Annotated in this window: 1 protein-coding gene; it reads left to right on the top strand. The window is 71.0% G+C overall.

Annotated features, from left to right (window positions below; all coding sequences use genetic code 11):
- Positions 1 to 14: 14 nt before the first annotated feature.
- Complete coding sequence (locus ACGFN2_RS06640) at positions 15 to 15,734, top strand: type I polyketide synthase (protein WP_393358051.1); 15,720 nt, start codon at positions 15 to 17, stop codon at positions 15,732 to 15,734.
- The last annotated feature ends 6 nt before the right edge of the window (positions 15,735 to 15,740 follow it).

The raw sequence follows: 15,740 nt of genomic DNA, 5'->3' as shown, positions 1-15,740 counted from the left end.
TGGAGAGCTGACCAATGGCCACGTCCGCGGATCAGATCGTCGAAGCCCTGCGGGCCTCGCTGCGGGAGAACGACCGGCTGCGCAAACAGAATCAGCAGCTGGTCGACGCCGCCGGTGAACCCCTCGCCATCGTCGCCATGAGCTGCCGGTTCCCGGGCGGTGTGCAGACCCCCGAGGAGTACTGGCAGCTGCTCGCCGGGGGAGTCGACGCGCTGTCGGAGTTCCCCGCCGACCGTGGGTGGGACCTGAGCGCACTCGATGCGGCCGCCACCCGCGGCGGCTTCGTCCACACCGCCGACGCGTTCGACCCGCAGTTCTTCGGTATGAGCCCGCGCGAGGCACTGGCCACCGACCCGCAGCAGCGGCTCCTGCTGGAGGTGTCCTGGGAGGCACTGGAGCGGGCGGGCATCGACCCGACGACGCTGCGCGGCAGCAACACGGCCGTCTTCGCCGGCTGCAGCAATCAGGAGTACGGCGCCGGGCTGCGCGGCAACGTCCCCGAGGGCGTCGCAGGGCACATCCTCACCGGCACCACCGGAAGCGTCGTCTCGGGCCGGGTCGCCTACGCCCTCGGCCTCGAAGGCCCCGCCGTCACCGTCGACACCGCCTGCTCCTCCTCGCTGGTCACTCTGCACCTCGCTGCACAGTCCCTCCGGGCGGGCGAATGCGACCTCGCCCTGGCCGGCGGGGTCGCGGTCATGTCCACTCCCGCCGCCTTCGTCGAGTTCGACCGGCAGGGCGGACTCGCCGGCGACGGCCGGTGCAAACCGTTCTCCGACGACGCCGACGGCACCGGCTGGGGCGAGGGCGCCGGGATGCTGCTGGTCGAACGGCTCTCCGACGCCCGCCGCAACGGCCACCCGGTGCTCGCCCTGCTCCGCGGCAGCGCCCTCAACCAGGACGGTGCCTCCAACGGCCTCACCGCCCCCAACGGCCCCGCCCAGCAACGGGTGATCCGCTCCGCGCTCACCGGCGCCGGGCTGACCGCCGCCGACGTGGACGCCGTCGAGGCACATGGCACCGGCACGACGCTGGGTGACCCGATCGAGGCTCAGGCGCTGCTCGCGACGTACGGCCAGGACCGGGACGCCGACCGGCCGTTGTGGCTGGGTTCGGTGAAGTCGAACATCGGGCACACCCAGGCGGCCGCGGGTGTGGCCGGTGTGATCAAGATGGTGCTGGCCCTCCGGCACGGCGTCCTGCCGCAGAGCCTGCACAGCGCCCGGCCCTCCAGCCACGTGGACTGGTCGGCGGGCCACGTCCGGCTGCTGACCGAGCCCGTGACCTGGCCGGAAGCTGCCCGGCCGCGCCGCGCCGCCGTCTCGTCGTTCAGCATCAGCGGCACCAACGCGCACACCATCCTGGAACAGGCCCCGGAGGCCCCGGCTCCCTCCCCGGACGACCCGGAACCGGCCGCGGCGGGCCGGGAACAGGCCGCCGAAGCAGTCCCGCACCACATCGCGGCCCGCCTTCCGCACCTCCCGTGGGTGCTCTCCGCCCGCAGCGCGGAGGCCCTGCGGGCACAGGCCGGCCGTCTGCTGACCCACCTGGAGACCCACCCCGACACGGACCCGCGGGATCTGGCCTACTCGCTCGCCACCTCCCGGTCCGCCTTCGAACACCGCGCGGTCCTCCTCGGCACCGGCCCCGACGAACTCCACCGCAAGCTGGCCGCACTCGCCGAGGAGGGCCCCGACGCCGCAGGCGCGCTCACCGGCTCCCCCCTCCGCGGCAAGACCGCGTTCCTGTTCACCGGGCAGGGCGCCCAGCGCCTCGGCATGGGCCGCGAGCTGTACGACACGTTCCCCGCGTTCGCCGAGGCCTTCGACGCCGCCTGCGGACACCTCGACCCGGAGCTCGAACTGCCGCTGCGGGACGCCGTCTTCGGCGACGACCCGGCACTGCTGGACCGCACCGGCACCACCCAGCCCGCGCTCTTCGCCTTCGAAGTGGCCCTCTTCCGGCTGCTGACCTCGTGGGGCATCCGGCCCGACGTCGTGATGGGCCACTCGATCGGCGAACTGGCCGCCGCACACTGCGCCGGCGTGCTGTCCCTCCCGGACGCCTGCCGGCTGGTGGCGGCCCGCGGACGGCTGATGCAGGCACTCCCGCCCGGCGGAGCCATGGCCTCCCTCCAGGCGACCGAAGCCGAGGTGCGGCCGCTGCTGACGGACACCGCGGACCGGGTGAGCATCGCCGCGGTCAACGGCCCCGAGGCCACCGTCATCGCCGGCGACGAAGCCACCGTGGACACCCTCGCCGGCCACTTCAGGGACCTGGGACGCAAGGTCTCCCGACTGCGGGTCAGCCACGCCTTCCACTCGCCGCTGATGGAACCGATGCTGGCGGACCTGCGCGCCACCGCCCGCGACCTCACCTACCGGCAGCCGCAGACCCCCGTCATCTCCAACGTCACCGGCCGCCTCGCCACCCCCGACGAACTGTGCAGCCCCGACTACTGGGTACGCCACGCCCGCCAGGCCGTACGCTTCGCCGACGGCGTCCGGGCCCTCGCCGAACGCCACGTCACCCGGCTCGTCGAACTCGGCCCCGACGGCACCCTCACCGCACTGGCCGCGGCCTGCCTGCCCGACGGCGACCGACTGCTGACCCCCCTCCTCCGCAAGGACACCCCCGAGGCCGAGAGCCTGCTCACCGCGGTCGGCAGACTGCACCTCTCCGGCGCCCCCCTCGACTGGGCCGCCCTGCTGCCCGGCGCGCGCCGCGTCGACCTCCCCACCTACGCGTTCCAGCGCACCCGCTACTGGCTCCACGCCACACCCCCCGACGACGTGCCCGGCAGCCGGCCGGCCGACTCCGCCTTCTGGACCGCCGTCGAGCAGCAGAACCTGCCCGAACTCGCCGACAGCATCGGCCTCGACCGCTCCCTCCTCGAACCGGTCGTCCCCGCACTCGCGGCCTTCCACCGCGACCAGCAGCAGCACTCCACCGCCCGGACCTGGCGGTACGCGGAGCACTGGGAGCCGGTCGAGCCCCACGCCACCCCGACCGCACCGGCCCACTGGCTGCTCGTCGTCCCCGCTGAGGGCCCGGAGGACCACCAGCCCGTCGCCGACGCCCTCACGACCGCGCTCGCCCGGCACGGCGCGACCGTCACCACCCTGAACCTGCCCCCGAACGCCGACCACCTCGCGCAACGCCTCGACGAGGCCCGCGACCGGGGCCGCGACCGGGCCCCGGACGAGATCAACGTCCTCTCCCTCCTCGGCCTGGGCACCGCCCGCGACCCCCACCACCCCGAGACCCCCGCCGCCCTCGCCCTGACCGGTGCGCTCCTCCAGGCACTGCTCGGCACCGACGCCCCCGTACGACTGTGGAGCGCGACCCGCGGCGCCGTCAGCATCGGCCGCTCCGACCTGCTCAGCGCCCCCGGACAGGCCACTCTCTGGGGCCTCGGCCGCACCGCGGCCATCGAACACCCCGACCACTGGTCCGGCCTCGTCGACCTGCCGGAACAGCTCGACGACCGCGCCCTGGACCGCCTGTGCGTGGTGCTCCACGGCCCCGGCCACGACACCGGGAACGGCAAGGAGTTCGCCCTCCGCGCCTCCGGCCTCTTCGCCCGCCGGCTGGTCCGGGCCCCCCACCCCGAGCAGCCCAGCGGATCGACCGCCTGGGCCCCGGCCGGCACCACCCTGATCACCGGAGGCACCGGCACCATCGGCTCCGCCCTCGCCCGCCGGCTGGCCCGCGAAGGCGCCGAACATCTGCTGCTCATCAGCAGGCGCGGCCCCGACGCCCCGGGCGCCCAGAACCTCATCGCCGAACTCGCCACCCACGGCACCCGCGCCACCGTCGCCGCCTGCGATCCCGCAGACCGCGACGCACTGGCCCGGCTCCTCGCCTCCCTCCCCGAAGACCAGCCGCTGACCAGCGTGTTCCACACCGCAGGCGTCCTCGACGACGGCACCCTCGCCACCATGGACGCCGAACGGTTCGCCACCGTCCTGCGCCCCAAGACCGAGGCCGCGGCCCACCTCCACGAACTGACCCGCGCACACGACCTGACCGCGTTCGTCCTCTTCTCCTCCCTCGCGGGCACCCTCGGCGCGGCCGGACAGGCCAACTACGCGGCGGCCAACGCCGGCCTGGACGCCCTCGCCCGGCACCGCCGCGCCCACGGCCTGCCCGCGACCAGCATCGCCTGGGGCCCCTGGGCACACGACGGCATGGCCGCCGACCCCACCCTGCGCGCGAAGCTGACCCGCGCCGGCCTGCCACCCATGGAGCCGGACACCGCACTCGTCGCGCTGCAGCAGGCACTCGACCACGGCGAGACCCACCTCGTCATCGCCGACATCGACTGGGACACCTTCCCCGCAGGCCGCAACGCGCTCTTCGGCAAACTGCCCGAAGCCGCCGCCCAGAGCCCCGGCCAGGCCACCGGGGCCGAAGGCGTCCGCAGCCTCCTCGCCGCCCTGCGCACCCCCGCCGAACAGGAACAACACCTGCTCCGTCTGGTACGCCGGACCACCGCCACCGTGCTGGGATACCCGGGCCCCGAAGACGTCGGGACAACCCGCACCTTCCAGGAACTCGGCACCGATTCCCTCACCGCGGTCGAACTCCGCAACACCCTCTCCGCGGCCGTCTTGCTTCCCCTGTCCCCGACACTCGTCTTCGACCATCCGACGCCGTCGGCACTGGCACGTCACCTGCGCACCGCACTCCTGGGTGACCTCGGGGAGCAGCACACCGCCGCACTCGCGCACCCCGTAGAGGCGGACGGGGAACCGATCGCCATCGTGGGCATGGCCTGCCGCTACCCGGGGGACGTACGGTCGCCGGAGGACCTCTGGAAGCTGATCGCCGACGGCGGCGACGCCATCACGCCCTTCCCCGAGGACCGCGGCTGGAACCTCGACGCCGTCTACGACCCCGACTCCGGCTGCCCGGGCACCAGTTATGTGCGCGAGGGCGGATTCGTCCGCAGCGCCGGCGATTTCGACCCCGGCTTCTTCGGCATCTCACCACGCGAGGCACTGGCCATGGACCCCCAGCAGCGGATGCTGCTGGAGATCTCCTGGGAAGCCGTGGAACGGGCCGGCATCGCCCCGCTGTCGCTACGGGGCAGCCGCAGCGGACTCTTCGTGGGCTGCGGCTACCAGGGCTACGGGTCGGGCGCCGGCAACATGCCCGACGACCTCCAGGGCCACCTGCTCACCGGAAGCTCCGGCGCGGTGGTCTCGGGCCGGGTGGCGTACACACTGGGCCTGGAAGGGCCTGCCCTGACCGTGGACACGGCATGCTCGTCGTCGCTGGTCGCCCTGCATCTGGCGGTGCAGTCCCTGCGCTCGGGCGACTGCGACCTCGCCCTCGCCGGCGGAGTGACCGTGATGTCCACACCGGGTGCGTTCATCGAGTTCAGCCGGCAGCGGGGCCTTGCCGCGGACGCCCGCTGCAAGGCGTTCGCGGAGGCCGCGGACGGCACCAGCTGGGGCGAGGGCGCCGGCATGGTGCTGGTGGAACGGCTCTCGGATGCCCGGCGCAACGGCCACCGCGTGCTGGCCGTCGTACGCGGCAGCGCCGTGAACCAGGACGGTGCCTCGAACGGCCTGACGGCACCGAACGGCCCCTCCCAGCAGCGGGTGATCCGGCAGGCACTGGCCGGCGCGGGGCTGTCGGCGTCGGACGTGGACGCGGTCGAGGGCCATGGCACGGGCACCAGGCTGGGCGATCCGATCGAGGCACAGGCACTCCTGGCCACCTACGGCCAGGACCGCGACGCGGACCGCCCGTTGTGGCTGGGTTCGGTGAAGTCCAACATCGGGCACACGCAGGTGGCGGCGGGTGTCGCCGGCGTCATCAAGATGGTGGAGGCCTTCCGGCACGGAGTGCTGCCCCGGACGCTGCACGCGGACGAGCCGTCCTCCCACGTGGACTGGTCGGCAGGCCACGTCCGGCTGCTCACCGATGACGTGCGGTGGCCGGAAGGAGACCGGCCCCGCCGGGCAGGTGTGTCGTCCTTCGGCCTGAGCGGCACCAACGCACATGTCATCCTCGAACAGCCCCCTGTGGAGGAACCGCACGAAGCGCCCTCGCCGACACCCGCACCGTCCCTCGTGCCCTGGGTTCTGTCCGGACGCAGCGAGGCGGCGCTGAGGGCGCAGGCCGCGCGCCTGTCGGCGCATCTCAGGGACCGGCCCGAACTGGACCCGCGGGACGTGGGACGGTCGCTCGCCACCACCCGGTCGCCGCTCGAACACCGGGCCGTCGTCCTCGGCGAGGACCGGGAAACCCTGCTCGACCGCTTGAACGCGCTCGGCCGCGGCGAGCCGCAGGGAAACATCGTCGCGGACCTGGCCACCTCGGAAGGCGGCCTCGCCTTTCTCTTCACCGGCCAGGGCGCTCAACGCGCGGGAATGGGCCGGGAGTTGTACGAGGACTTCCCGGTGTTCGCGGAGGCCTTCGACGCGGTGTGCGCCCACTTCGACGCTGAGCTGACGTCGCCCCTGCGGAGTGTGGTCTTCGCCGCCGAAGGAGCCCCAGAGGCGGACAGGGCGGCGGACGCGGCGGCGCTGCACCGGACGGAATTCACGCAGCCGGCGCTGTTCGCCGTTGAGGTGGCGCTGTTCCGGCTGGTGGAGTCCTTCGGTGTCCGGCCGGACTACCTGGTGGGCCACTCCATCGGTGAGTTGGCGGCCGCCCATGTGGCGGGCGTCCTGTCGCTGGCGGATGCCTGCCGTCTGGTGGCGGCGCGCGGCCGGCTGATGCAAGCGTTGCCGCCGGGCGGCGCGATGGTGTCGCTCCAGGCCACCGAGGCCGAGGTGGTTCCGCTGCTGGAAGGTCAAGAGCAGCGGGTGAGCATCGCCGCTGTGAACGGCCCGCAGGCAGTGGTGGTCTCCGGCGAGGAGACCACCGTCGCGGACGTCGCCGGGCGTTTCGAGTCCGAGGGCCGGAAGGTGAAGCGGCTCCAGGTCAGCCATGCCTTCCACTCCCCGCTGATGGAGCCGATGCTCGACGCGTTCCGTGCCGTCGCGGAGAGCGTGTCGTACGAGGAACCCTGCATCCCGGTGGTCTCGAACGTCACCGGCGAACTCGCCACGGCAGCGGAACTGACCTCCCCCGACTACTGGGTGCGGCATGTCCGCGGCGCCGTCCGCTTCGCCGACGGCATCAGGTGGCTGGAGGAGCACGAGGTGACGCGGTTCCTGGAGATCGGGCCGGACGGCACCCTGACCGCCATGGCGCAGGGATGCCTCGACGGTCCCGCTGACCACCTCCTCGTGCCCGCCCTCCGCAAGGACCGCCCGGAGGTGACGGGGCTCCTCACCGCCCTCGGCCACGCCCACGCCCGCGGAGTCACCGTCGACTGGGCCGCCTTCTTCACCGGCACCGGCGCCCACCACACGGATCTGCCCACCTACGCCTTCCAACACCAGCGCTACTGGATCGGGCTGGGCCACACCAACGCCACGAACCTCGGTTCGTCGGGATTGCAGGCGGCCGAACACCCACTGCTCGCGGCCACCATGACGCTTGCCGACTCGCACTCCGTCGTCTTCACCGGACGGCTCACCGCGCAGGACCACCCGTGGCTGGCGGATCACGTCGTCGACGGCTCCCTCCTCGTGCCCGCAACGGCCTTCCTGGAACTCGCACTCCGCGCCGCCGACCACGCCGGCTGCGACCACATCGAGTCCTTGACCGTCGAAGCCCCCCTGGTGCTCCCGGCACACGAAGCCGTCCAGCTGCAGATGCGCATCCAGGAGCCGGACCTCCACGGCGCCCGCGCACTCACCGTCCACTCCTGCCGCATCGGGAGCACCGGTGTCGCGGAGGAACCATGGGTCCGGCACGCCACCGGCGTGCTCGGAGCAGGCCGGCACCGCGAGGCCTTCGACTTCGCCGTGTGGCCCCCGGAAGGAGCCCGGCCCGTCCCGACCGACGGACTCTACGAGGCCTTCGCCGACGCCGGGATCGTCTACGGTCCCGCCTTCCGCGGTCTGCGCGCCGTATGGCGGCGTGACGGTGACCTCTTCGCCACGGTGGAGATCCCCGAAGCGGCGGAAGCCTCGTCCTTCGGGCTGCACCCCGCCCTGCTGGACACCGTCCTCCACGCGCTGGCACTCGAAGCGGACGAGACCGCCGACCTCGCACAGCAGCCGCTCTCCTGGCAGAACGTGCAGCTGTATGCCCTGGGAGCCACCGTGCTCCGGGCACGCATATCGACGAGCGCCGACGGCGGCGTGTCGCTCCAACTGGCCGATGCCGTTGGACAACCGGTGGCGGAGATCGACTCCCTCACCCGCCAGCCGATGACGGCGGAACTGTTCAGCCGCGCCCGGCAGGGCGGCACCCACTCCGACGCGCTGTACCGGGTCGACTGGACCCCGGTGCCCGAGACCGCCGCGGAAGCCGTCGACCTCCACGACCTCGGCGCCGCACCGGGCGATGACCTGCCGCCGTTCGTCGCGCTGCGGCTCGACACCACCACCGACGAGTCCGCCGCGACTCCGGCGGCCGCGCGGGCAGCGGCGCACCGCACTCTGGCCTGCATACAACAATGGACGGAATCCGACCACCGCTCCGACGCCCGCCTCGTGGTGGTGACCCGGAACGCCGTCCCGGCGGAAAACCAGCACCCCGACCCCGCACAAGCCACGGTCTGGGGCCTCGTCCGCGCCGCACGCATCGAGCACCCCGACCGCTTCGTACTGGTGGATGTAGACGGCACGGAAGCCTCACTGGCAGCACTGCCGACTGCCCTGGCCACGGGAGAGCCCGAACTCGCCCTGAGGGACGGCACGGCCCATCTGCCGAGGCTGAGCATGAACATCCGGCGGGACGAGCTGACGATGCCGGGCCTGCCGCAGGACGGATGGTGCCTCGAAAACGCCGCCGACGGCCCGTTGGAGAGCCTGCGCCTGGTGCGGCGACCCGAGGCAGCGGACGACCTGGAGCCCGGCCAGGTGCGTATCGCGGTGCGGTCGGCCGGGGTGAACTTCCGCGATGTGCTGAACGTGCTCGGCAGGTACCCGGGCGACGCCGGGGCCCTGGGCATCGAGGGCGCCGGCGTGGTCACCGAGGCCGGTCCGGGCGTCCTTGGGCTGGCGCCGGGGGACCGGGTGATGGGGTTGTTCCCCCAGTCGTTCGGTCCGGTGGCGGTGGCTGATGAGCGGATGGTGGTCCGGGTTCCGGAGGGTTGGTCGTTCGCGCAGGCGGCGTCGGTTCCGGTGGTGTTTTTGACGGCGTATTACGCGCTGGTGGAGCTGGGCGGTCTCCAGGTTGGTGAGTCCGTGTTGGTGCATGCCGGTGCGGGTGGTGTGGGGATGGCGGCGGTGCAGTTGGCGCGGCATCTGGGTGCGGAGGTGTTCGCGACCGCGAGTCCGGGGAAGTGGGGGGCGCTTCGGGCTTTGGGGCTGGATGAGGCGCATATCGCTTCGTCGCGTGATCTGGACTTCGAGGAAGCCTTCCTGGCGGCGAGCGGTGGCCGGGGCGTGGATGTGGTGCTGGATTCGTTGGCGGGGGAGTTCGTGGATGCGTCGCTGCGGTTGTTGCCGCGGGGTGGGCGCTTCCTGGAGATGGGCAAGACGGATGTCCGTGAGCCGGGGGAGGTGGCGGCCGGCCACGAGGGGGTGCGGTATCAGGCCTTCGATCTGATCGAGGCGGGCCCGGACCGGATCGGGGAGATGTTCGCGCAGGTGCGGGAGTTGTTCGAGGGGGGTGTGCTGGAGCCGTTGCCGGTGACGGCGTGGGATGTGCGGAAGGCTCCGGAGGCGTTCCGGTTCCTGAGTCAGGCGCGGCATGTGGGCAAGGTCGTGCTGACGATGCCGGTGCCCCTCGATGTGGAGGGGACGGTGCTGGTCACGGGTGGGACGGGTGGTCTGGGGGCGCTGGTGGCCCGGCATCTGGTCACCGAGCACGGCATACGTCATCTTCTGCTGGCGAGTCGTCGGGGTCGGCAGGCTCCGGGGGCGGATGCCCTGGTGGAGGAGCTGGCGGGGCTGGGTGCCGAGGTCGAGGTCGTGGCGTGTGACGTGTCCGATCGCGGTGCGCTGAGCAGGCTGCTGGACTCGGTGCCGAAGCAGCATCCCCTCACCGCTGTCGTGCACACCGCAGGCGTCCTCGACGACGCCACGCTGTCCTCACTGACGCCCGCTCGCATGGACGCCGTGCTGGCGCCGAAGGCGGATGCGCTGCTGCTCCTGGACGAGTTGACGCATGCGGAGGATCTGGCGGAGTTCGTGGTGTTCTCGTCGGTGGCGGGAACATTCGGCAGCGCGGGCCAGGGCAACTATGCGGCGGCGAACGCCTTCGTGGATGCCCTGATGCACCGGCGTAGTGGATCGGGCTTCCCCGCACGGTCGTTGGCGTGGGGTGCCTGGGCTCCGGGCGCGGGAATGACGGGTGAGCTGAGCGAAGCCGATCTGCAGCGCATGGCTCGTGGCGGCATCACCCCCTTCACCGAGGAGCGTGGTGTGGAGGCCTTCGATGCCGCCCGCCACACCGCAGTGCCCGTGGTCGTCCCGGTCCAGCTGAATCACACGATGTTGCGGGAGCAGCATGCCGCCGGAGTCCTTCCTCCGCTCATGCGAGGTCTCCTGGGGAGGAGTACGCGTCGAACCGCCGTCTCCTCCTCGGGTGAGATGACGCCGGCGGACGCCCTGCGGTCGCGGCTTTCCCCCCTGTCCCAGGACGAGCGACGAGCAGCGGTCCTGGAACTCGTACGGACTCAGGCCGCACTGGTGCTGGGACACCCCGGCCCCGAAGCGATCGAGCCCACCCGCGACTTCCGGGGACTCGGTGTCGACTCACTTACCGCCGTGGAGCTGCGCAACCAACTTCAGGCGGCCACCGGACTGACGATGCCCGCCACCCTGGTCTTCGACTACCCCACTCCGCAGCGGGTGGCTCGCCATCTGGAAGACGAGCTGTCCGGTGGGGACGAAGCACCTGACGCGGGTGTCATCACCTCCACGGCCGCAGACACCGATCCGGATGAGCCGGTGGCGATTGTGGCGATGGGTTGCCGGTTCCCCGGTGGTGTGGGGTCGCCGGAGGAGTTGTGGGGGTTGCTGGTTGAGGGCGGGGAGGGCGTGGTGCCGTTCCCGGAGGATCGTGGCTGGGATGTTGAGGGGCTGTACGACCCGGAGCCGGGCCGTCCCGGGAAGGTCTCCACGCGTGAGGCAGGGTTCCTGCCGGGGATGGATGAGTTCGATGCGGACTTCTTCGGGATTTCGCCGCGTGAGGCGGTGGCGATGGACCCGCAGCAGCGGTTGCTGCTGGAGGTGTCGTGGGAGGCGTTTGAGCGGGCGGGCATCGTTCCCGGTTCGCTCCGGGGGTCGCGTACGGGGGTGTTTGCGGGCACGAACGGCCAGGATTACACCGGGTTGTTGGTGGCCTCCGGTGAGGAGGAGTTGGGGGGCTATATCGGTACGGGTAATGCGGCGAGTGTGGTGTCGGGGCGGTTGTCGTATGTGTTTGGTCTTGAGGGGCCTGCGGTGACGGTGGATACGGCGTGTTCGGCGTCGTTGGTGGCGTTGCATTTGGCGGTGCAGTCGTTGCGTGCGGGTGAGTGTGATCTGGCGTTGGCGGGTGGTGTGACGGTGATGTCGACGCCGGGGTTGTTTGTGGATTTCAGTCGGCAGCGGGGGTTGGCTGCTGATGGTCGGTGCAAGGCGTTCTCGGATGCTGCGGATGGTGCGGGGTTTTCCGAGGGTGTGGGTGTGCTGGTGGTGGAGCGGTTGTCGGATGCGCGGCGGAAGGGGCATCGGGTGTTGGCGGTCGTGCGTGGCAGTGCGGTGAATCAGGACGGTGCGTCGAATGGTCTGACGGCGCCGAATGGTCCTTCGCAGCAGCGGGTGATCCGTCAGGCGTTGGAGGGTGCGGGGCTGGCGCCGTCGGATGTGGATGTGGTGGAGGCGCATGGTACGGGGACGTCGCTGGGTGACCCCATCGAGGCGCAGGCGCTGATTGCGACGTATGGGCAGGGTCGGGAGGCTGGCCGGCCGTTGTGGTTGGGTTCGGTGAAGTCGAATCTTGGGCATACGCAGGCGGCTGCGGGTGTGGCGGGTGTGATCAAGATGGTGCTGGCGTTGCAGCATGGTGTTCTGCCGCGGACGCTGCATGTGGACGAGCCGTCGTCGCATGTGGAGTGGTCGGCGGGGGAGGTGCGGCTGCTGACGGAGGCGGTGGAGTGGCCGGAGTCGGCGCGGCCTCGGCGGGCCGGTGTGTCCTCGTTCGGCATCAGCGGCACCAACGCCCACACCATCATTGAAGAGGCGCCGGCATCCGAAGAATTGCCCGGCAGCGAGGAGACGCTCAAACTGCCCGCAGTCCCTTGGGTCATCTCAGCGCGTGACGCATCAGGTTTGCAGGCCCAGGCACAACGGCTCCTGGCGCATCTGGACGAATTCCTGCTTGATCCGTCTGACGTGGGCCTCTCCTTGGCGACGTCAAGGGAAATGTTCGACCACCGCGCTGTGGTGCTCGTCGACGGTCACGAGACGGCGGTACAGGGGCTGACCGCACTCGCGGAGGGTCGAAAGGCCGCCGGTGTGGTGCGTGGGACCAAGCAACAGGGGCGGTCCGCATTCCTGTTCACGGGGCAGGGGGCGCAGCGTTTGGGTATGGGCTGGGAGCTGTATGACACCTTCCCGGTTTTTGCGGACGCCTTTGACGCTGTATGCGCCTGCTTTGACACTGAGTTGGAGTCGTCGCTGCGGGGTGTGGTGTTCGGTGAGAACGCGGAGGTTCTGCATCGGACGGAGTTCACTCAGCCGGCGTTGTTCGCGGTGGAGGTGGCGCTGTTCCGGCTGGTGGAGTCGTTCGGTGTGCGGCCGGATTTCCTGGTGGGTCATTCGGTTGGTGAGCTGGTGGCTGCCTATGTGGCGGGGGTGTGGTCGCTGGAGGATGCGTGTCGTGTGGTGGCGGCGCGTGGGCGGTTGATGCAGGCGCTGCCGACGGGCGGCGCGATGGTGTCCCTCCAAGCCGCCGAGGACGAGGTACGTCCGCTGCTGGAGGGCCGCGAGGAGCAGGTGAGTATCGCTGCGGTGAATGGTCCGCAGGCGGTGGTGGTTTCGGGTGATGAGTCGGTTGTTGCCGAGATCGCTGGGCATTTTGAGGCGGAGGGTCGGAAGGTGAAGCGGCTCCAGGTGAGCCATGCCTTCCACTCCCCGCTGATGGAACCGATGTTGGAGGAGTTCCGGGCGGTTCTGGAGAGTGTGGTGTACGCGGAGCCGCGTATCCCGGTGGTCTCGAATGTGACCGGTGAACTCGCCACACCGCAAGAACTGAGGTCCCCCGACTACTGGGTGCGGCATGTGTGTGAGGCCGTCCGTTTCGCTGACGGTGTGCGGTGGTTGGAGGTGCATGGGGTGATCCGGTTCCTGGAGATCGGGCCGGACGGCACCCTGACCGCCATGGCGCAGGCATGCACAGACAGTGCGGACCTGCTGCTGTCGCCAGTGTTGCGTAAGGGTCGGCTGGAGTCAGAAGCCCTGGTGGCTGCGGTGAGTGGCATGTTCGTCGACGGTGCGGAGGTGCAGTGGCGGGCGCTCTTCCCGGGGGCGCGGCAGGTCGATCTGCCCACGTACGCATTCCAGCGTGAGCGCTTCTGGCCGAGCAACCCGGTGACCGAGGCCGGGGACGTCGTGACTCAGTCGGCGGACGACGGGACCGCGTGGTTCTGGGAGGCCGTGGAGCGCGAAGATCCGGACGCCCTGGCCGGGGAACTGGCGATACCCGGGGATGCCTCGTGGGATGAGGCTCTGAGCGCGTTGTCCTCGTGGCGGCGGCAGCGGCGTGAGCGGTCGGCGGTGGACGGCTGGCGGTACCGGGTGCAGTGGAAGCCGGTCGGTGTGGAAGCCGGGGAAAAGCTGTCCGGGCGTTGGCTGGTGGTGGCGCCGGAGGGCACGGCGGACTCGGGCTGGGCCTCTTCGATGGTGGAGGGTCTGGCGGGGTGTGGTGTGCGGGTCGAGCGGGTGGACTGCGGCCCGGATGTGGATCGGGTTGCGCTGGCCGAGCGGTTTGCGGGGTTCGAGGGTGACGCCGTCGCGGGCGTGCTGGTGCTGCCGGGCGGCCTGGCGGGCGAGCCCTCTGGCGAGGGGGTGCCGGCGGACGTGGTGCGTACTGCGGTGGTGGTGCAGGCGTTGGGGGATGCGGGTGTGGGTGGGCGTGTGTGGGTCATGACGCGGGGCGCTGTTGCCACGGGTCAGTCTGATGATGGTCCGAACGCGGCGGGTGCGGCGGTGTGGGGTGTGGGTCGGGTGGCTGCGTTGGAGTTGCCGGATCGTTGGGGTGGTCTGGTGGATCTTCCGGAGGTGGTGGACCGTGGGGTGGTTGACCGGCTGGTCGGGGTTCTCGCTGATGGTGGTGAGGATCAGGTGGCGGTGCGGGCGTCGGGGGTGTTCGGGCGTCGGCTGGTTCACGCTCCCGCTGGGGATGCGGCTGATGGGTGGCGGCCGCGTGGGACGGTGTTGATCACGGGTGGTACGGGTGCGTTGGGGGCGCGGGTGGCGCGTTGGGCGGCTGAGCGGGGTGCGGAGCATCTCGTTCTGACGAGTCGTCGTGGTCTTGAGGCGCCTGGTGCGGTCGACCTGGAGGCGGAGCTGTCCGGCTTGGGTGTTCAGGTGACGGTGGAGGCCTGCGATGTCTCGGACCGGAACGCCGTCCAGGAGCTGCTGTCCGGGTGCGTGGTGGACGCCGTGGTCCATGCGGCGGGTGTGGTGGATTCCGTCCCGTTGGCTGAGGCGGATGCGGGGCATTTCGCTGACGTGATGGGGGCGAAGGTTGCGGGCGCCGTGGTGCTGGACGAGGCCTTGCACGATCGTGAGTTGGATGCGTTTGTGGTGTTCTCGTCGATTGCGGGTGTGTGGGGCAGTGGTGGTCAGGGGGCGTATGCGGCGGGAAATGCCTTCGTCGAGGGGTTGGTGGAGGCGCGTCGGGCGCGGGGTGTGGTGGGTTGTGCGGTGGCGTGGGGTCCGTGGGCCGGTGGGGGTATGGCCGGCACAGAGGGCGCGGAAGAGCATCTGCTGCGTCGCGGGCTGAAGGCGTTGGACCCGGCGTTGGCGGTTTCGGCGTTGGGGATGGCTTCGGGCGAGGCTTCGGTAGTGATCGCCGATGTGGAATGGGAGCGCTTTGCCCCGGCGTTCACCAGCGCTCGCCCGAGTCCGCTGCTGGAGGACCTCCCGGAGGTCGCTGACGCGGTAGCTGGTACGTCCCAGGAGGAGGTCCAGGACGCGGGACAGCCCTTCCTCGGTAAGGTCGCGGGCCTTTCTGCGGTGGAGCGCGCGCAAGCCGTACTCGACCTCGTACGCAGCCACACGGCCACCGTTCTCGGGTTCCGCGATATGAAGGCCGTGGAGCCTGTCAGGGCATTCCGGGATCTGGGCTTCGACTCGCTCACCGCGGTCGAGCTGCGGAACGGGCTGAACGCCGACACCGGGATGAGGCTCCCCGCCACCCTGGTCTTCGACTACCCCACGCCACAGCTTCTCGCGGAGCATGTGCAGGACACGCTGTTCGGTGCCGCGGACGCCGAGCCGGAGGCCGCCGTACTCGCTGACCTGGACCGTCTCGCCGGCGCGATTTCAGGATTTTCCCCAGAGAACGCCGCCAGGGGGCTCGTCGAGGCCCGTCTTCGGAGCATCCTGGCTGAGCTGGGCGGGGTGGCCGAGGGCGAGGCGAAGTCCGCCGTGTCCCAGCAGCTGGATGCGGCCTCGGACGACGAGATCTTCGATTTCATCAATCAGGAGCTCGGCCGTTCCTGAACGCCG

The organism is Streptomyces sp. NPDC048612 (assembly GCF_043199295.1).
Taxonomy (GTDB): domain Bacteria; phylum Actinomycetota; class Actinomycetes; order Streptomycetales; family Streptomycetaceae; genus Streptomyces.
Note: the sequence above shows the minus strand (reverse complement) of the source record. Positions and strands in the feature narration are given on the sequence as shown.